The organism is Caballeronia sp. PC1, from assembly GCF_021353155.1.
Lineage (GTDB): Bacteria > Pseudomonadota > Gammaproteobacteria > Burkholderiales > Burkholderiaceae > Caballeronia > Caballeronia cordobensis.
In genome coordinates, this window is the sequence record NZ_JAJUBH010000001.1 from 2,289,851 (window position 1) to 2,307,895 (window position 18,045).

Annotated in this window: 16 protein-coding genes; all 16 read right to left on the reverse strand. The window is 63.0% G+C overall.

Annotated elements, in window-relative coordinates; all coding sequences use genetic code 11:
* Positions 1-21: 21 nt before the first annotated feature.
* The 16 genes from LY284_RS10960 to LY284_RS11035 all read right to left on the reverse strand — a co-directional run bounded on the left by LY284_RS10960 (position 22) and on the right by LY284_RS11035 (position 18,044).
* On the reverse strand, positions 22-1,224 hold the full coding sequence (locus LY284_RS10960) for an acetyl-CoA C-acyltransferase (protein ID WP_233386014.1): 1,203 nt from the start codon (positions 1,222-1,224) through the stop codon (positions 22-24).
* 14 nt (positions 1,225-1,238) lie between these two features.
* On the reverse strand, positions 1,239-3,668 hold the full coding sequence (locus LY284_RS10965; RefSeq protein WP_233386016.1) for a 3-hydroxyacyl-CoA dehydrogenase/enoyl-CoA hydratase family protein: 2,430 nt from the start codon (positions 3,666-3,668) through the stop codon (positions 1,239-1,241).
* Positions 3,669-4,350: 682 nt separating this feature from the next.
* The gene (locus LY284_RS10970) at positions 4,351-6,138 is read right to left on the reverse strand and encodes an acyl-CoA dehydrogenase C-terminal domain-containing protein (RefSeq protein WP_233386024.1); all 1,788 of its coding nucleotides are present in this window, start codon (positions 6,136-6,138) and stop codon (positions 4,351-4,353) included.
* 71 nt (positions 6,139-6,209) lie between these two features.
* Positions 6,210-6,884 carry a TetR/AcrR family transcriptional regulator gene (locus tag LY284_RS10975; RefSeq protein ID WP_014190383.1) on the reverse strand — a complete coding sequence of 225 codons (675 nt, stop codon included), beginning with the start codon at positions 6,882-6,884 and terminating at the stop codon, positions 6,210-6,212.
* A gap of 269 nt (positions 6,885-7,153) precedes the next feature.
* On the reverse strand, positions 7,154-8,446 hold the full coding sequence (locus LY284_RS10980) for a phosphatidylserine/phosphatidylglycerophosphate/cardiolipin synthase family protein (protein WP_014190382.1): 1,293 nt from the start codon (positions 8,444-8,446) through the stop codon (positions 7,154-7,156).
* Entirely contained in the window at positions 8,443-8,919 is a 477-nt protein-coding gene (nudB, locus tag LY284_RS10985; protein ID WP_077157782.1) for a dihydroneopterin triphosphate diphosphatase, read from the reverse strand. Before nudB ends, LY284_RS10980 begins: the two co-directional genes overlap by 4 nt.
* Positions 8,920-9,027: 108 nt before the next feature.
* Positions 9,028-10,830, reverse strand: a complete 1,803-nt coding sequence (gene aspS / locus LY284_RS10990; protein ID WP_053567402.1) for an aspartate--tRNA ligase — start codon at positions 10,828-10,830, stop codon at positions 9,028-9,030.
* Positions 10,831-10,921: 91 nt separating this feature from the next.
* Positions 10,922-11,584 (reverse strand): DUF502 domain-containing protein, encoded by a 663-nt coding sequence (locus tag LY284_RS10995; RefSeq protein ID WP_014190379.1) that lies wholly within the window; start codon positions 11,582-11,584, stop codon positions 10,922-10,924.
* 141 nt (positions 11,585-11,725) lie between these two features.
* A complete protein-coding gene (locus LY284_RS11000) occupies positions 11,726-12,094 on the reverse strand; it encodes an FmdB family zinc ribbon protein (protein ID WP_075644195.1) in 369 nt (122 codons plus the stop codon).
* A 149-nt stretch (positions 12,095-12,243) separates the two neighbouring features.
* Entirely contained in the window at positions 12,244-12,861 is a 618-nt protein-coding gene (locus LY284_RS11005) for a TPMT family class I SAM-dependent methyltransferase (protein ID WP_233386026.1), read from the reverse strand.
* Between the two features lie 13 nt (positions 12,862-12,874).
* The gene (gene ubiB / locus LY284_RS11010; RefSeq protein ID WP_014190376.1) at positions 12,875-14,449 is read right to left on the reverse strand and encodes a ubiquinone biosynthesis regulatory protein kinase UbiB; all 1,575 of its coding nucleotides are present in this window, start codon (positions 14,447-14,449) and stop codon (positions 12,875-12,877) included.
* A 21-nt stretch (positions 14,450-14,470) separates the two neighbouring features.
* A complete protein-coding gene (locus LY284_RS11015) occupies positions 14,471-15,130 on the reverse strand; it encodes an SCP2 domain-containing protein (protein WP_156902980.1) in 660 nt (219 codons plus the stop codon).
* A 194-nt stretch (positions 15,131-15,324) separates the two neighbouring features.
* Positions 15,325-16,338: a Tim44 domain-containing protein gene (locus LY284_RS11020; RefSeq protein ID WP_045450321.1), complete on the reverse strand. Its 1,014-nt coding sequence runs from the start codon at positions 16,336-16,338 to the stop codon at positions 15,325-15,327.
* A 25-nt stretch (positions 16,339-16,363) separates the two neighbouring features.
* Positions 16,364-17,095, reverse strand: coding sequence for a bifunctional demethylmenaquinone methyltransferase/2-methoxy-6-polyprenyl-1,4-benzoquinol methylase UbiE (ubiE, locus tag LY284_RS11025; RefSeq protein ID WP_053567397.1), 732 nt, complete (start codon positions 17,093-17,095; stop codon positions 16,364-16,366).
* Positions 17,096-17,186: 91 nt separating this feature from the next.
* Complete coding sequence (locus tag LY284_RS11030; protein ID WP_014190372.1) at positions 17,187-17,597, reverse strand: gamma-butyrobetaine hydroxylase-like domain-containing protein; 411 nt, start codon at positions 17,595-17,597, stop codon at positions 17,187-17,189.
* 12 nt (positions 17,598-17,609) lie between these two features.
* A complete protein-coding gene (locus LY284_RS11035) occupies positions 17,610-18,044 on the reverse strand; it encodes an HIT family protein (protein WP_014190371.1) in 435 nt (144 codons plus the stop codon).
* Position 18,045: the final 1 nt, after the last annotated feature.

Sequence of the window (18,045 nt, forward strand, 5' to 3'; positions counted from 1 at the left end):
CGACGCGTGGACGCGCCTCGATCAAAGCCGCTCGATGATGCCCGCCGCGCCCATGCCGGTGCCGACGCACATCGTCACCATGCCGTACTTCAGGTTGCGCCGGCGCAGGCCGTGCACGACCGTCGATGCGCGGATCGCGCCCGTCGCGCCGAGCGGATGGCCGAGCGCGATCGCGCCGCCAAGCGGATTGACCTTCGACGGATCGAGACCGAGATCGCCGATGACGGCGAGCGCCTGCGCCGCGAACGCTTCGTTGAGCTCGATCCAGTCGATGTCGTCCTGCTTCAACCCTGCCGCCTTCAGCGCGGCCGGAATCGCTTCTTTCGGACCGATGCCCATGATTTCCGGCGGCACGCCGCGCACCGCGAAGCTCACGAAGCGCGCGAGCGGCGTCAGGTTGAACTGCTTCAGGATTTTTTCCGACACGACGATCAGCGCGCCCGCGCCGTCCGACGTCTGCGAGCTGTTGCCGGCCGTGACCGAGCCCTTGTTCGCGAACACCGGACGCAGCTTCGCGAGACCTTCGACCGAGGTTTCCGCGCGCGGACCTTCGTCGAGCGCGATCTCGCGCGCGTTCACGCGCACTTCGCCCGATGCGAGATCGGGAAAGCGCTCGTTGAGCGTGTAGGCCGCGATTTCATCGGCGAATTCGCCCGACTGTTGCGCCGCCAGCGCGCGCCGATGCGACTCCGCCGCGAACGCGTCCTGCGCCTCGCGGCTCACCTTCCAGCGCTCCGCGACTTTCTCCGCCGTCAGGCCCATGCCGTAGGCAATGCCGACATCCTCGTTGCGATCGAAGATATGCGGCGACAGCGACGGCTTGTTGCCCATCATCGGCACCATGCTCATCGACTCGCAGCCGCCCGCGATCATCGCATCGGCTTCCCCGACGCGGATGCGGTCCGCCGCCATCGCGAGCGCCGTAAGACCCGACGCGCAGAAGCGGTTCACCGTCACGCCGCCGACCGTGTTCGGCAAGCCCGCGAGCAACGCGCCCATGCGCGCCACGTTCAGGCCTTGCTCGGCTTCGGGAATCGCGCAGCCGACGATCGCGTCTTCGATCACGCTCGTGTCCAGCCCCAGCACGTGCGCGACGGCGGATTTGATCGCGTGGACGAGCAGCTCGTCCGGCCGCGTGTTCTTGAACACACCGCGCGGCGCCTTGCCGATCGGCGTGCGGCTCGCGGCGACGATGTATGCGTCTTGAAGTTGTTTATGGCTCATTCTGTGCTCCGCGATTAGTTACGCACCGGCTTGCCGGTCTGCAACATGCCCATGATTCGCTCTTGCGTCTTCTGCGTGCCGAGGAGGTCGACAAACGCGCGGCGCTCCAGCGCCAGCAGCCATTCTTCGTCGACGAGACTGCCCGCTTCGACCTCGCCGCCGCACATTGCTTCGGCGATGCGGCTCGCGATCAGATAGTCGTGATCGCTGATGAAGCGGCCATCGCGCATGTTGACGAGCGACGCCTTGATGGTCGAGATCGCCGAGCGGCCCGCGACGGGCACCTGCTTCACGCGCAACGGCGGCCGATAGCCCGATGCGGCGAGCGCGCGCGCTTCCTTCTTCGCGATGTCGAGCAACTCGTGCACGTTGAAGACGATCGTGTCGGACGGCTTCAGATAGCCCATCGCGCGGGCATCGAATGCGGACGACGAGACCTTCGCCATCGCCGCGTTTTCGAAAGACTTCTGCAGGAACTTGAGCAAGTCGCTGGTCGCGTTGACGGCGCTCGCGGATTCCGCTGCGCGCAACGCGGCTTCCTTGAGACCGCCGCCCGCCGGCACGAGACCCACGCCCACTTCGACGAGCCCGATATAGCTTTCGACATGCGCGACGCGCTTCGCCGATTGCAGCAGCAACTCGCAGCCGCCGCCGAGCGCAATGCCCGATACCGCCGACACGACCGGCACATTCGCGTATTTCACGCGCAGCATGCCTTGCTGGAATTTCGCGACGAACGGCTCGATGCCCTTCGCGCCGCCCATCATGAACGCGGGCATGGCTTCTTCAAGGTTGGCGCCCGCCGAGAACGGGCCGCCCGGTGCGCCGAGCTGCAGCGACGTCGGCTGCCAGATCACGACGCCCGCGTACGCCTTCTCCGCGAGTTCGATCGCTTGCGTGAGGCCGTCGATCACGCCGGGACCGATCGTGTTCATCTTCGTCTTGAAGGACACGATGACGACGTCGCTCTGATCGTCGTCCAGCCATGCGCGCACGTTTTCGGTTTCGAAGAGCGTCTTGCCGAAGGTCTTCGGATCCGCGCCCGATTCACCTTCGAGCGGCGCACGGAACACTTGCTTCTCATACACGGGCAAGGTCGAACGCGGCACGAAACGGCGCGCGGCGGGCGACCATGAACCTTCGTTCGTGTGCACACCGTTCGCCTGCGCGACGGGACCGTCGAGCACCCACGCGGGCAGCGGCGCGTTCGAGAGCGCCTTGCCTGCATCGATATCTTCCTGCACCCACTGTGCGATCTGCTGCCAGCCCGCTGCCTGCCAGCTTTCGAACGGCCCCTGATTCCAGCCGAAGCCCCAGCGGATCGCGAGATCGACATCGCGCGCGTTGTCGGCGATCGACTCCAGATGCACCGCGATGTAATGGAACACGTCGCGGAAGATCGCCCAGAGGAACTGCGCCTGTTTGTTGTCGGTTTCGCGCAGGAGCTTGAAGCGCTCCGCGGGCGGACGCTTCAGAATGCGGCCGATGAGTTCGTCGGCTTTCGCGCCGCCATCGACATAAGAAGCCGTCTTCGCGTCGAGCACCTTGATCGCTTTGCCTTCCTTGCGATAGAAACCCGCGCCGGTTTTCTGGCCGAGCGCGCCGTTCTTCACGAGCGCTTCGAGCACGGGCGGCGTCTTGTAGACCGCGAAGAACGGATCGTCGGGCAGGTTGTCCTGCATCGTCTTGATGACGTGCGCCATCGTGTCGAGACCGACGACATCCGCCGTTCGGAAGGTCGCGGACTTCGCGCGGCCCAGGCGCGCGCCGGTGAGATCGTCGACTTCGTCGAAGCGCAGGCCGAACTTTTCCGCTTCGGCGATCACCGCGAGGATCGAAAACACACCGACGCGATTCGCGATGAAGTTCGGCGTGTCCTTCGCGCGCACGACGCCCTTGCCGATCACGCTCGTCAGGAAGGTTTCGAGCTGGTCGAGGATTTCGGGTTGGGTTTGCGCGGTCGGGATCAGTTCGACCAGGTGCATATAGCGCGGCGGGTTAAAGAAATGCACGCCGCAGAAATGCGCCTTGAGTTCATCGGAGAAACCGTTCGACAGCTCCGTGATCGACAGGCCCGATGTGTTGCTCGCGAAGATCGCGTGCGGCGCGATGTGCGGCGACACCTTCTTGTAGAGATCGTGCTTCCAGTCCATGCGCTCGGCGATGGCTTCGATCACGAGATCGCATTCTTTCAGCTTCTCGATGTCGTCGTCGTAGTTGGCTGGTTCGATGTAGTGGGCGTCGTCTTTTGTCCCTAGCGGTGCTGGGGAGAGCTTCTTGAGGTTTTCTATCGCCTTCAGCGCGATGGCGTTCTTCGGGCCTTCCTTGGCCGGAAGGTCGAAGAGCATGACCGGGACGCGGGCGTTGGTGAGATGGGCAGCGATCTGCGCGCCCATTACGCCTGCGCCGAGGACGGCAACTTTCTTGATTGTCAGATTGCTCACGAGGGGGTCACTCCTGATGTTCGTGAAGATTTTGGTTCTGCTTTTTTCGTGAAAGCTTGTTTTTCGTGGAATCCTGGTTTCGTGTCGGTTTATTAGCACTGCCCCTCCCCGGGGCGGGGGTAACTTTCTTTGCTGCTGCAAAGAAAGTCACCAAAGAAAGCAGCTTTGTCACCGCCCGCGGTCACACGCACGTTGGCCATTTTTCTCCTCCGGGAACGGCACTCGCCTAAAGAGTGCCCTCAAAGGCCCAATCGGGCTTGGATCGCGCACGGTCCGTCACATCGCACCGCTTAACGAACCGGTACAGCCATATCAAGCTCCAGCCCGCTTCGCGGCCGATGGGAAGAGCGGGTTTGCGTGCGCCTTCGTGTTCCGTTGGTTTCCCTCGCATACCCCGCGGCAGCGCGCAGCGCTGTGCCGAAGCTATTTCGTGCTGAACCAGCGCGCTCAAAGTTATCGTTTGTCAGACCGTGCGCGATCCACGCCCGATTAGTCCTTCGCGGGCACTCTTTAGGCGAGGGCCGCCGTGGGCTGGCAAGCATGGTCAAACTGCGTGTGACCGCGGGCGGTGAGAAGCTGCTTTCTTTGCCTACTTTCTTTGCAGCAGCAAAGAAAGTAGGTGCCGCCCCGCACAGGGGCAGCGCTAATAAACCGACACGACCACGGGATCCCCCGAAAAAAATCAAAACAACGCTTCGTCGTAATCCATCATCGGCTTGGCACCCGCACGAGCAGCCCGAATCGTAGAAGCCGTCTCCGGCAAAAGCTTGGCAAAGTAGAACCGCGCAGTCGCCAGCTTGGCGACATGAAACGCATCCCCCGACGCCGCGCCATCAAGCGCAACCCGCGCCATCCGCGCCCAGAAGTAAGAGAACACGAGATGCCCGACGGTCCGCAGATAAGGCACCGCAGCCGCCCCGACCTCGTCGGGATTCTGCATGGCCTTCATGCCGATCTCCATCGTGAGCTTCTGCACCTTTTCACCGATATCGGCGAGCGGATTGATGAACTCCTGCATCTCCGGCTTCACGCCTTCCTGCTCGACGAAATCCGACACGAGCTTGCCGAAGCGCTTCAGCTTCGCCCCCATGTCGCCGAGAATCTTGCGGCCGAGCAGATCCAGCGCCTGAATCGAGTTCGTGCCCTCGTAGATCATGTTGATGCGCGCATCGCGAACGTATTGCTCCATGCCCCACTCGGAGATGAAGCCGTGCCCACCGTAAATCTGCATCCCCATGTTCGTGCCTTCGAACGCGTTGTCCGTCAGAAAGGCCTTGATGACCGGCGTGAGCAGCGCGACGAAATCGGCCGCCTCCGCGCGCACGGCTTCGTCCGCGTGCGAGAGTTCCTTGTCGATGTTCAAGGCCGCCCAGTACGTGAACGCGCGCCCCGCTTCGGCGTAGGCCTTCTGCGTGAGCAGCATGCGGCGCACATCCGGATGCACGATGATCGGATCGGCCGCCTTCTCGGGCGCCTTCGGACCCGTGAGCGCGCGCATCTGCAGACGCTCCTTCGCGTACACGAGCGAGTTCTGATAGGCGATCTCGGTCAGCCCGAGCCCCTGCATGCCGACGCCCAGGCGCGCGGCGTTCATCATCACGAACATCGCGTTCAAGCCCTTGTTCGCCTCGCCGACGAGCCAGCCCTTCGCGCCGTCGAGATTCATCACGCAGGTCGCATTGCCGTGAATGCCCATCTTGTGCTCGATCGAGCCGCACTTGATGTCGTTGCGCGAGCCCACCGCGCCGCTCGCGTCAGGCACGAACTTCGGGACGATGAAGAGCGAAATGCCCTTCGTGCCCATCGGCGCACCCGGCAGACGCGCGAGCACCAGATGAACGATGTTCTCCGCCATGTCGTGCTCGCCGCTCGAAATGAAGATCTTCGTGCCGGTGAGCGCGTACGAACCGTCGGGGTTCGGCTCGGCCTTCGTGCGCAACATGCCGAGGTCCGTTCCGCAATGCGGTTCCGTGAGGCACATCGTGCCGGTCCACTCGCCCGAGACGAGCTTCGGCAGGTACGTGGATTTCTGTTCGGGCGTGCCATGCGCGTGCAGACATTCGTACGCGCCGTGCGAAAGGCCGGGGTACATCGTCCAGGCCTGATTCGCCGAGTTCAGCATTTCGTAAAGCGCATTGTTCACGAACGCGGGCAAGCCCTGGCCACCGTACTCGGGATCGCACCCGAGCGCGGGCCAGCCTGCATCGATGTACTGGCGGTAAGCTTCCTTGAAGCCGGCAGGCGTCTTCACGACGCCGTCGCCCTCGTAAGTGCAGCCTTCGCGATCGCCGCTCTGGTTGAGCGGAAACACGACTTCCGAGCAGAACTTGCCGGCTTCTTCGAGCACCTGATTGATGGTGTCCGCGTCGAGGTCGGCATGCCTGGGCATGCTCTTCAATTCGGCTTCGACCTTCAGCACTTCGTGCAGCACGAACTGCATGTCGCGAAGGGGGGCGGCGTACTGTCCCATGTATTTCTCCAGTTTCCTCGGGCTTCTGGTTTGCGCGCCGCCGAACCACCTTGTCGATGCGAACGGCGCCGCTAACGGCTGTCGGTTTGATGCGAAGTCACGTTCGTCGCCCCGTTCGGCGCCGGTTGCGGCGCGCCCACTTCGGCGTTCGCATTCGGCGTCTGATAGGACACGATCGTCTTCTCCAGCGCGTCCCGCGTCAGTTGCACCGCCTCCGGCAGATGCAGGAAGCGCGCGTCGTGATGCAGGCCGAGCGTGAAGCTGTACAGCTCGAAGAGCATCAGATGCGGATCGGTCTCCGCCTTCAGATGCCCTTCGTCCTTCGACTGGCGGATCGCGCGCAACAGCGCTTCGCGCCACATGCTCACGCTGTGCACCAACTGCTCGCGCACGGCGCTCGCGGCGCGGTCGTCGTACTCCACCGCTCCGCTGATGTAGATACAACCCGTGGTCACTTCCTGGATGCGCTTCTCCATCCAGCGATTCATCATCGCGCGCAATCGCGGCAAGCCGCGCGCTTCGCGCAGGCTGGGGAAGAACACTTCATCCTCGAAGCGCCGGTGGTACTCGCGCACCACTTCCACCTGCAAATCCTCGCGCGAGCCGAAATGCGCAAACACACCGCTCTTGCTCATCTGCATCCGTTCGGCCAACAGGCCGATGGTCAGCCCTTCAAGACCGTCACGGCTCGCCAATTCCAGTGCTGCGTCGAGAATCGCGGCCCGCGTCTGTTCGCCTTTTCGCATGATGTCCCTACCGTTCTTATGTGACCCGTAAAATCGAACGGCCGTTCTATTATTGTGGCCGAACGTTGGTGTTACAAGCAAAATTTTAGATACGCGTTTCTAAAACGCAGGGCTTGTATGTAGGATAAATCTCAATAATGCCCGCAGCCATTGTCTCGTTTTTATATACGGACTGCCTGTAAGTGACTGCCCGAGTTCCCATTTCATGGGAGGTCGCGCTTGCGTCAGCTCGCCGCCATTATCTTGCGCAGTGTGAGTGTTTTGCCAGATTAATCGTACTGACCGATCGTGATCATTTTCATCATCAGACGATAGCTGTTGTAGGCTAACCAGTTAAGCGCCCGCTCCGTAATCGGCCGCGAAGCATAATGCTTTTCGTCGATGGGACGCCCTTCGTCGAAGGCCTGGAGAATGGCGTCGTGCAGCCCGGCGATCTCCGGATGATTGACGAGCACCATGTTGGCCTCGTTGTTGAGCACGAGCGAGAGCGCATCGAGGTTCGACGAGCCGATCGTCGCCCAGTCCGCGTCCACGACCGCGACCTTGCCGTGAAGCATCGTCTTTTCGTATTCGGCGATGCGCACGCCGTGCTTGAGCAGGTTGCCGTAGAGAAAGGGCGTTGCGTAATCCAGCGCGACGAACTCCTTGCGGCCGATGACGAGCGACACGCGCACCCCGCGCTGCGCCGCATAGACGAGCGCGCGCCGCAGCTTGCGCCCCGGCATGAAATAAGGATTCGCAAGCAGCACTTCACTTTCGGCGTGCGCGATGGCGCGCAGATACGCCTTCTCGATGGCGCGGCGATTCAGCAGATTGTCCCGCGCGACGAACGCGATGCACGGCCTGTCGACCGCGTGGATCTCCCCGAGCCGCGCGCGCCGGCGCGCCAGCATCGCGCGGCGGGCGTTCCAGCGGCCCGGCGCGCGCTCGTCTTCCTGTTGCGGCTCGCAGCCCGGCTGTGACGGCTGACGCGGCTTCACGCCGAGACGAATGCGTTGCCATTGCAGGTCGAACGCCTCGCGCACGTCCTTGACCACGGGGCCTTGCGCTTCCATCGCGAAATCCCAGCGCGGCCGTTCGAGGCGCGTGCCGTTCTGATCGTAGTCGTCGACGATATTGATGCCGCCGCAGAACGCGTAGGTTTCGTCGATCAGCGCGAGCTTGCGATGCGTGCGCGACCAGCCTTGCGGCCCGAACAGCAGATGCGGGTTGTAGATGCGATGCTCGACGCCGCGCTCCTGCCACAGCTTGAACATCGGCAGATTGCTTTCGGTGCCGATGCCGTCGGTGATCACGCGCACCGCGACGCCGCGCTCGGCCGCGCGCACGAGCGCATCGGAGACGGCGCGGCCGATATCGTCGTTGGCGAAGATATAGGTTTCCAGCGACACCGACTGCTTCGCGTTGTCGATGCGCTCGATCAGCGCGGGAAAAAACTGCTCGCCGTTCTTGAAGAGCCGAACATGGTTGCCGGACGTGAAGCAGAAGCGCAGCGGCCGGCGGCCCGAGAACAGCGCCTGACGCAGCCGCTTGAAACTGCGCCGCGGACGCAGTCCGATCATCGGCTATGCGCCGCGAGGCGCTCGGGCAGTTGCAGGATCGCTTCCCGGTTCGACCACGAGAAGCACCGGTCGGCTGCCTCGCGAAACGGCAGCCACAAGTGTGCGGTGTGTTCGCGCGGCGCGAGTGTCACTTCGAGACAATGCGGCACGCAAAGGCTGAACTGGTGTTCGGTGTTCTGCACGACGCCTTCCGCATAGCGATGCCGCCACTGCGGATAGATCTCGTACTGAATGCTGTGATGCCAGTCGATGAGCGCTTTCTCTGGCACGAGCGCGCTGCCGATCACAATGCCCGTCTCTTCCTGCACCTCGCGCGCGGCGGTCTCGGTGAACGGCTCGTCGATGCGATCCTTCGAGCCCGTCACCGATTGCCAGAAGCCTTGGTGATCCGCGCGTTCGATGATGAGCACGTCCAGGTCCGGCGTATGGATGACAACGAGTACGGATTCGGGAATTTTCGGCGGCTTGAGCATGTCGTTTGGAACGCGCGTTTTCTTTGTCTGCACTTTGGCAAAGACTGTAACGCAAAAAATGAAAAAGGCGCACCCGGCGCCTTTTTCATCACGACAATCCGGACGCGCTCAGTGCGCCTTCTGCTCCGGCTGACGCAGGCGAATGTGCAACTCGCGCAACTGGCGCTCGTCGACTTCGCTCGGCGCTTGCGTGAGCAGATCTTGCGCACGCTGCGTCTTCGGGAACGCGATGGTGTCGCGGATCGAATCGGCGCCGGACATCAACGTGACGATGCGGTCCAGACCGAACGCGATGCCGCCGTGCGGCGGCGCGCCGTACTGCAGCGCGTCGAGCAGGAAGCCGAACTTCAGACGCGCTTCTTCCGCGCCGATCTTGAGCGCGCGGAACACCTTGCTCTGCACGTCTTCCTGGAAGATACGCACCGAACCGCCGCCGATTTCCCAGCCGTTCAGCACCATGTCGTATGCCTTCGCGAGGCAGCGGGCCGGATCGGTTTCGAGGTATTCGAGATGCTCGTCCTTCGGGCTCGTGAACGGATGATGCGCGGCCACGAAGCGGTTTTCGTCCTCGTCGTATTCGAACATCGGGAAGTCGATGACCCACAGCGGCTTCCAGCCGGTTTCGAGCAGACCGTTCGCCTTGCCGAATTCCGAATGACCGATCTTCAGACGCAGCGCGCCGAGGCTGTCGTTGACGACCTTCGCGCGATCCGCCGCGAAGAAGATGATGTCGCCGTCTTCCGCCGCCGTGCGCTCGAGAATCGCCGCGATCGCCGCGTCATGCAGGTTCTTGACGATCGGGCTTTGCAGGCCGTCGCGACCCTTGGTCTTGTCGTTGACCTTGATCCACGCGAGACCCTTCGCGCCATAGATGCGCACGAATTCCGTATACCCGTCGATGTCGCCACGCGAGAGCTCGCCGCCCTTCGGCACGCGCAACGCAGCCACGCGGCCGTCCTTCGAATTCGCCGGCATGCTGAACACCTTGAAGTCGACGTCCTTCACGGCATCCGTGAGATCGGCGAATTCGAGCTTCACGCGCAGGTCGGGCTTGTCCGAACCGAAGCGGCGCATGGCTTCCGAGTACAGCATGACCGGGAATTTCGCGGGCAGTTCGACGTCCATCGTCTCCTTGAAGACGTGCTGGATCATCGCTTCGAACAGATCGCGAATTTCCTGCTCGGTCAGGAACGAGGTTTCGCAGTCGATCTGCGTGAATTCCGGCTGACGGTCGGCGCGCAGGTCTTCGTCACGGAAGCACTTGGTGATCTGGTAGTAACGGTCAAAGTTCGCGACCATCAAGAGCTGCTTGAAAAGCTGCGGCGATTGCGGCAGCGCGAAGAACTGGCCCGCGTTCACGCGCGACGGCACCAGGTAATCGCGCGCGCCTTCCGGCGTGCTCTTGGTGAGCATCGGCGTTTCGATGTCGATGAAGCCTTGCGCGTCGAGATATTTGCGCACTTCCATCGCGACGCGATAGCGCAGGCGCAGATTCTTCTGCATCTGCGGACGGCGCAGGTCGAGCACGCGATGCGTGAGGCGCGTGGTTTCGGAGAGGTTGTCGTCGTCGAGCTGGAACGGCGGCGTCACCGACGCGTTCAGCACGTTCAGCTCATGACACAGCACTTCGATCTTGCCGCTCGTCAGATTGGCGTTGATGGTGCCTTCCGGACGATTGCGCACGACGCCCTTCACCTGCACGCAGAACTCGTTGCGCACGCCTTCGGCCACCTTGAACATCTCGGCGCGGTCCGGGTCGCAGACGACCTGAACGAGCCCTTCGCGATCGCGCAAGTCGATGAAGATAACGCCACCGTGATCGCGGCGGCGATGCACCCAGCCGCACAGCGAGACGGTTTCGCCCAGACGGGCCTCGGTCACCAGACCGCAGTATTCAGATCGCATCGACATGATGTTGTGTCTTTCGTTGTTCGTTGATCAACGGCTCGCGCGTTCGGGTCTCGCTCTTTCTTCGGCAGACTCTCGAATGCGCGCGCCGGCATTACATCGGCGGCTCGGTGGGGCGGCGGGCGGGCGCGACCGACGCCGGCGCGCTCGGCGCGGGAGCCACCACGCCCATCGAGACGATGTACTTCAGTGCGGCGTCGACGGTCATATCCAGTTCGACGACTTCGCTTTTCGGCATCATCAGGAAAAAGCCGGACGTCGGATTCGGCGTCGTCGGCACGTAGACGCTCACGTGATCTTCGTCGAGATGATTCAGCACGTCGCCGCCCGGGATGCCCGTCAGAAAACCGATGGTGTACGAGCCCTTGCGCGGGTATTCGATTAATAGCGCTTTTCTGAAGGCGTTGCCGCTCGAAGACAGCAACGTGTCCGACACCTGTTTCACGCTGGTGTAAAGCGGCCCGACCACCGGAATATGGCGCAGGATCGCGTCCCACCATTTCACGAGTTTCTGGCCGACGAAATTCTGCGTCAGCAATCCGACGATGAAAATGAACGCGAGCGTGAGCACCGCGCCCACGCCCGGCAGATGAAACCCGACGACGCGCTCGGGCTGCCACGACTGCGGCAGGAGAAGCAGCGTCTGGTCCATCGTCCCGATGACGAGGCCCAGCACCCACAACGTGATGGCGAGCGGCACCAGCACGAGCAGGCCGGTGAGGAACACGGATTTCAGCGTAGTCTTTTTCGTCGTCATTTACACGGGGCGAAGGCTGCGCCGGCTCTCGGCTGCATGGGAGATTCGGCTTGGGCGGGCCGCGCTGGTTCTACGCGCGGTCGGCGATGGCATCTTGCAGCATCTGCAATATGCGGCCGGACGAGCCGGCCGTCTTGCGCTTCAGGCGGCGCCCGACGAGGCGGACGCGCCCGTGGCGGGCTTGGCTGCCTCCGGCGAAGACGTGCTTGCCGGCGCCGCGCTGTCGCCGCTATTCGAGCTGGCGGGGCTGGCGGAACTGGAAGAAGCCTCGTCCGATTTCGCTGCCGGCGCGTTCGACGCGTTGCTCGCATCTTTCGATGCGCTGTTGCCGCCGCGGAAATCGGTGACATACCAGCCCGAACCCTTCAACTGGAATCCGGCGGCGGTCACTTGCTTCGAAAACGTGTCCTTTCCGCAGGCAGGACATTGCGTGAGCGGCGCATCGCTCAGTTTTCGAAGCACGTCTTTTTCGTGGCCGCAGTCTGCGCAGCGGTACGCGTAAATCGGCATGGCACTCTTCCTACAATTATCTGTCGACGCTTGCAAAGCCTTGAATTATAGCCGCAAACCAATATTGACCCGCGATTTTCGGGATTCCCGACGCAAGTTTGATCGGGGATTATTTCAGGGCGCAGTCGGCGAATTTCAAGCCGCGCCGGTCAAATTCGCCGCCAGGTCATCCAGCGTTCGCGGCCGGCGAAGACGGGTAGCGAGCCGCTCACCTCGCGGTCATCGACGAGTTCGAAGCGCGACGACAGCAACGCGTCCAGTTCGTCGCGCGCGATCCCGAACGGCGGTCCTTTCGGCGTCGATCCGATAAAAAAGAAGCCCGCGAGCAGCGCACCCGGCGTGAGGATCGCCGCCATGCGATCGGCGTAGTCCTGCCAGCGGCTTTTCGGCAACGCGCAGAGAAACGCGCGCTCATACACCCAGCCGGGCGTAAAAGGCGGTTCGTAGGTGAAAAAATCCGCCTCTTCGACGATACCCGCGTGCGCACCCAGTTGCGCGCGCGCCGCCTCGACCGCGCCCGCCGCGAAATCGATCGCGCGGACCGGCCAGCCGCGTTCGGCCAGATAAAGCGCTTCGTAGGCGCTGCCGCAGCCGGGAATGAGAACGTTCAGCGGTTGCCGCCCGGCAACGAAAGTCTTGAACATCTCCGGCACGCCGGCCTGATCCCACGGCGTGAATCGATGCTCGAAGCGCTCGTCCCAGAACCCCGGCGAATTCGGATCGCGGTTCTCGAAATCGGGCACGTCGGGATTCGTCGGATCGCTCATGGTGCGAATGTCCTCAGGGATGAACGAACCACCACTGCGCGATCACGACGCCCACGCCCGCAATGGCGACGAGACCGCCGACGAGCAGCGTCACGAGCAGACGATTCGTGCGTTTCTGCTCGGCGAGCAAAAGACGCATGAGTTCGTCGCTGCCGCTTTTCGGCGCGTCGTGGTGCTCCGCCAGAATGTGGTGAATGAGTCGCGGCAACTGCGGAATGGTCTTGCTCCATTGCGGCGCTTCCATTTGCAGGCGCTCGTACCAGCCGCGCCAGCCGATCTGCTCGTTCATCCAGCGCTCGAGATAAGGCTTGGCCGTTTTCCAGAGATCGAGTTCCGGGTCGAGCGAGCGCCCGAGCCCTTCGACGTTGAGCATCGTCTTTTGCAGCAGCACGAGCTGGGGCTGAATCTCGACGTTGAAGCGGCGCGATGTCGAAAAAAGGCGCATCAGCACTTGCCCGAGCGAAATGTCTTTCAGCGCGCGATCGAAATACGGTTCGCAGACGGCGCGAATAGAGCTTTCCAGTTCCTCGACGCGCGTGCTCGGCGGCACCCAGCCGGATTCGAGGTGCAGCGTCGCGACGCGATGATAGTCGCGCTTGAAGAACGCGAGAAAGTTCTGCGCGAGGTAGTTCTTGTCGAAGTCCGACAGCGCTCCGACGATCCCGAAATCCAGCGCGATGTACCGCCCGAACGTCGCCGGATCGAGGCTCACCTGAATGTTGCCGGGATGCATGTCGGCGTGGAAAAAGCCATCGCGGAACACCTGCGTGAAGAAAATCTCGACGCCTTCGCGCGCGAGCTTCGGAATATCGACGCCCGCCGCGCGCAGGGTATCGACCTGGCTGATCGGCACGCCGACCATGCGCTCCATGACGAGCACCGTCGGCGCGGACAGATCCCAGTACATTTCCGGCACGAGCAGCAGATCGAGCCCCTGAAAATTGCGGCGCAACTGGCTGCCGTTGGCGGCCTCGCGCATCAGGTCGAGCTCGTCGTGCAGATACTTGTCGAATTCGGCGACCACTTCGCGCGGCTTCAGACGCCGGCCGTCGGCCCACAAACGTTCGGCCCAGATCGCGATATCGCGCAGCAGCGCCAGATCGGAATCGATCACCGGCAGCATGCCCGGGCGCAGCACCTTCACCGCGACGGGCTTGCCCGCATGCTCGCCGGTCTTGATCTTCGCGAAATGCACCTGCGCGATCGAGGCGCTCGCCACCGGCACGCGCTCGAAATCGTCGAACAGGACGTCGATCGGCGCGCCGAGCGATTTTTCGATGATCGACACGGCCACCGCGGAATCGAACGGCGGCACGCGGTCCTGGAGCTTCGCGAGTTCGTCGGCGATATCGACGGGCAACAGGTCGCGCCGCGTCGACAGCACCTGGCCGAACTTCACGAAAATCGGGCCGAGACTTTCCAGCGCGAGCCTGAGCCGAATGCCGCGCTCGATGTTGAAGCTGCGGCCGAACGTCGTGATGCGCATGAGAAAGCGCACACGGCGATCGTCGATGCCGCTCATCACGAGCTCGTCGAGCCCGAAGCGGACGATCGTGAAAAAAATCTTGAGGAAACGCAGAAAACGCATGTTCGGGTTCGCTTCAGCTCGTTATTTGTGCGAGTCGCGCACGGACTCGCCACCGGTTCGCGCTGAAGCGCCGCGACCCGGTCTTGATTGATCAGCGTTTTGCTCGATTCGCTCGATGCGCTTTTCGACGCGCGCCAGCGCATCGCGCGTCTTCGACAGTTCGGCGTTGAACGCGTCGAGCGCGCTCTTGCGAACGAGTTGCGGACGCTCGTCGAGGAAATATTCGGTGAATGTGTCCAGCAGATTACGGCCGGTGCGCTGCGCCTGCTCCTGCACCGCGCGCGCGATGAGCCCGACGCGATGCGCGGGCGCGTCCCCGATCACGCGTGCAAGGTCTTCCTCCGGGTCCCAGCGCAGATGTTCGGCGAGCTTGGCCAGCGTGGTCGCGAATTCGGCGTCGCCCTCGATGCGAACGTGCTTCATCACCGCCGCCTGACCGCCTTGCAGAAACGCGGGCAGCGCGTCGAGCGGCACGGCGATGGTGACGTCGAACTCGCCGGCTTCCGCAGCGGTGGTCGCGGCGAAAAGACCCTCGGGTTGCACCACGAGCGCGATCGAAACCGGCGTGCACGACAGCTTGACGCGCTTGCCGGCGTACGGCTTCACGCGTTCACGAGCCCACGGCTCGCGCACGAGCAGATGATTTACGGCGGCCGCGAACCCACTGGACGCGGTCTTCAAGGCGGGATTTGCTGCGGAACGGGCGGATTCGTCTGCGTTCGTCATCGGCTATGAGATGAAAAAACCCGCGCGAGAAGCTCGCGCGGGTTTCTATTCTACCGCCGCAGCCGACGATCACACTGACGGTTGCCGGCTGCTGGCCATTCGGCCAGGGGCGGGACGCCGGAGCCTTGCACTCCGGCGCGCGGCCACGCTCAGCTGACTTGCTGAATACCCGCCAGCAGCCAGCCTTCGTTGCCCGCCTTCTGCTTCGACAGGTTCCAGACCTCGACGAACGGTTCCGCCGCCGCACCTTCCGACTCACGAATAAGGCCGTGGAAGCGCACGCTCGCCAGATACTCGGCCGGGCGATCCTCGACGCCGAGGACATCGGCGTTGAGTTGCACCACGTCCGTGCGATTCGGCGCGCTGCCGCGTGCGTCGACGTCGAGCTTCACTTCGGCGAACATTTCGGGCGTCGTGAACTCGCGGATGTCGTTGACGTTGCCGCGGTCCCATGCGTCCTGCAGCCGCACGAAGTAGACCTTCGCGTTACGTACGAACGCCTCGGTGTCGAAGCCCGCCGGCACGTTCGCCGGAAGGGCCGGTTGCGCCGCGGACTCGATGTAGTTCGCGCCGAAACCCGTAGGCTGCTGCGGCACCTGAGGCGGGTCCTGATTCAGGCTCGTGCGCGCGGTCGCGCCGTACGGCGAGGCCGAGCCCGCGCCGGCATAGGCGGGCGTGTTGCTGGCCTGGTTGCCCTGACGCCTGCGCATGATGAAGCGGAACAGCATGACGGCCGCCAGCACGATCAAGGCAATCATGATCATGTTGGCCATCGCGCCGGCGAATGCCTCGCCGAGCCCGAAGTGCGACAGCAGCGCCGCGATGCCCAGGCCCGCGGCGAGACCGGCGATCGGCCCGAGCCAGCGGTTGCGCGCGGGTTGCGCCGCGGCCGGCGTGGCCGGCGCGGGCTGCGCGCGCTGAGCCTGTGCGGCCTGTCCCGGCTGACCCTGCTGCATGGACTGCGACGGCGGCGTCGCCTGATGCTGCTGCGTCGCCGTGGCCGACTGACGGCCCATGCTGCGGCCACCGCCCATGCGCTTGGCTTCCGCCGTTTCCGCGAAGATTGCGCCAGCCGCAATAACGCCAGCCAGCGCCAAGATTCCGGCCTTCCTGAAGAAGATGTTCAGGAAACCCCGGGATTGGGGTTTGCGCGAATCGAACATATCGAATCCTTTGAAGAGTGGAACACTAAAATTTGGTCCCGACGTGTAACGCTACCACGCCACCTGACAAATTGTAATATTCGACTCGATCCAGGCCCGCTTGTTCCATCATCGTTTTTAAAGTTTCCTGGTCCGGGTGCATGCGGATGGACTCGGCAAGGTACCGGTAGCTCTCCGCATCTTTGGCCACTTTTTCGCCAAGCCACGGCAAAATCTTGAAACTGTAGATATCGTACGGCTTCTTCAGCGGCTCCCACACTTTCGAGAATTCCAGCACCAGCAGCTTGCCGCCCGGCTTGATGACGCGCGTCATTTCGGCCAGCGCGCCGTCCTTGTGGGTCATGTTGCGCAAACCGAAGGCAACCGTAACCACATTGAAATAATTGTCCGGGAACGGAATCTTCTCGGCGTCGCATAGCAGCGTGGGCGTCAGCACGCCTTTGTCGATCAGCCGGTCGCGGCCCACGCGCAGCATCGATTCGTTGATGTCCGTGTGCCACACCTCGCCGGTCTCGCCCGCCTGCTTGGCGAAGGCCATGGCCAGGTCGCCCGTGCCGCCCGCGATGTCCAGCACCTTGTAGCCCGGCCGCACCTTGGCCTGCCCGATCGTGAAATGCTTCCAGATCCGATGCAGTCCGCCGGACATCAGGTCGTTCATCAAGTCGTAGTTGCTCGCGACGGAGTGGAACACGCCCGCCACTTTCTTCGCCTTGTCCTGCTCGTCGACCGTTTCGTATCCGAAGTGGGTCTTGCTCATCGCGCTTCTTCCTCGCCTGTTTGTTCGTTCTAGTGTGCGCAATCATCGCGCCGGCTGTGCGGCGTTATGCCGCATCGATATTGTTGGATGCTCAGTGGCAATGCCCGCCGCCGGACGGCTTCGCCGCCATCGGCGTGTCGCGGTCCACGCCCGCGGCTTGCAGCTTCGCCAGATACTCGCTCCACAACGCGTCCTGACGCGTCGCCAGGTCGTGAAGGATGTCCCAAGAATAGATGCCGGTATTGTGACCGTCAGAAAAATTGAGTTGCAGCGCGTAATGCCCGACCGGATCGATGCCGATGATCGTCACTTCGCGCTTGCCGGTCTGCAGCGTTTCCTGTCCCGGCCCGTGCCCCTGCACTTCCGCCGACGGCGAATAGACGCGCAGCAGCTCGAACGGCACGCGATACGACGTGTCGCCGTACTGCAGTTCGAGCACACGGGATTTCGAATGCACGACGACGCCGGTGGGAATCGGCGTCGTGGAGGTGAGTCCGCTCATGATGGAATGGTCTTAGTGAGTGCCGAACGCCTGGTTCAGCTCGTTGCGCACCTGTTCGCGCAAAAGCGTGGCCTGCGCGCGCCGCTTCGAGAGCTGCGACTCGGAGACCGTCCGCTGGCGCGGCGCCCAGATCGGCAGAGGAAAGCGGGAATCGTTGGAAAAACGCGGAATGACGTGCCAGTGGACGTGCGGCACCTGATTGCCGAGGCTCGCCAGATTGATCTTCTCGGGCACGAGCACGCGGCGCATCGCGCGCTCGACGCCGTTGACGGCGGTCATCACGCGCGCGCGGTCGCCGTCCGCCATATCGGACATTTCGGCGACGTGCGCGCGCCAGATCACGCGGCAAAAGCCCGGCCAGTCGGGCTCGTCGGCGAGGACGACGCGCAATGCGTCGTCCGACCACAGCACTTCGCCGCCGTCTTCACGGCAAAACACACAGTCCATC

What these genes read in the sequence shown, in the direction of transcription:
- LY284_RS10960 (WP_233386014.1), bottom strand. Translation starts at nt 1,224, where the DNA reads ATGAGCCATAAACAACTTCAAGACGCATACATCGTCGCCGCGAGCCGC.
- LY284_RS10970 (WP_233386024.1), bottom strand. Translation starts at nt 6,138, where the DNA reads ATGGGACAGTACGCCGCCCCCCTTCGCGACATGCAGTTCGTGCTGCAC.
- LY284_RS10975 (WP_014190383.1), bottom strand. Translation starts at nt 6,884, where the DNA reads ATGCGAAAAGGCGAACAGACGCGGGCCGCGATTCTCGACGCAGCACTG.
- LY284_RS10980 (WP_014190382.1), bottom strand. Translation starts at nt 8,446, where the DNA reads ATGATCGGACTGCGTCCGCGGCGCAGTTTCAAGCGGCTGCGTCAGGCG.
- nudB (WP_077157782.1), bottom strand. Translation starts at nt 8,919, where the DNA reads ATGCTCAAGCCGCCGAAAATTCCCGAATCCGTACTCGTTGTCATCCAT.
- aspS (WP_053567402.1), bottom strand. Translation starts at nt 10,830, where the DNA reads ATGTCGATGCGATCTGAATACTGCGGTCTGGTGACCGAGGCCCGTCTG.
- LY284_RS10995 (WP_014190379.1), bottom strand. Translation starts at nt 11,584, where the DNA reads ATGACGACGAAAAAGACTACGCTGAAATCCGTGTTCCTCACCGGCCTG.
- LY284_RS11000 (WP_075644195.1), bottom strand. Translation starts at nt 12,094, where the DNA reads ATGCCGATTTACGCGTACCGCTGCGCAGACTGCGGCCACGAAAAAGAC.
- LY284_RS11005 (WP_233386026.1), bottom strand. Translation starts at nt 12,861, where the DNA reads ATGAGCGATCCGACGAATCCCGACGTGCCCGATTTCGAGAACCGCGAT.
- ubiB (WP_014190376.1), bottom strand. Translation starts at nt 14,449, where the DNA reads ATGCGTTTTCTGCGTTTCCTCAAGATTTTTTTCACGATCGTCCGCTTC.
- LY284_RS11020 (WP_045450321.1), bottom strand. Translation starts at nt 16,338, where the DNA reads ATGTTCGATTCGCGCAAACCCCAATCCCGGGGTTTCCTGAACATCTTC.
- ubiE (WP_053567397.1), bottom strand. Translation starts at nt 17,095, where the DNA reads ATGAGCAAGACCCACTTCGGATACGAAACGGTCGACGAGCAGGACAAG.
- LY284_RS11030 (WP_014190372.1), bottom strand. Translation starts at nt 17,597, where the DNA reads ATGAGCGGACTCACCTCCACGACGCCGATTCCCACCGGCGTCGTCGTG.
- LY284_RS11035 (WP_014190371.1), bottom strand. Translation starts at nt 18,044, where the DNA reads ATGGACTGTGTGTTTTGCCGTGAAGACGGCGGCGAAGTGCTGTGGTCG.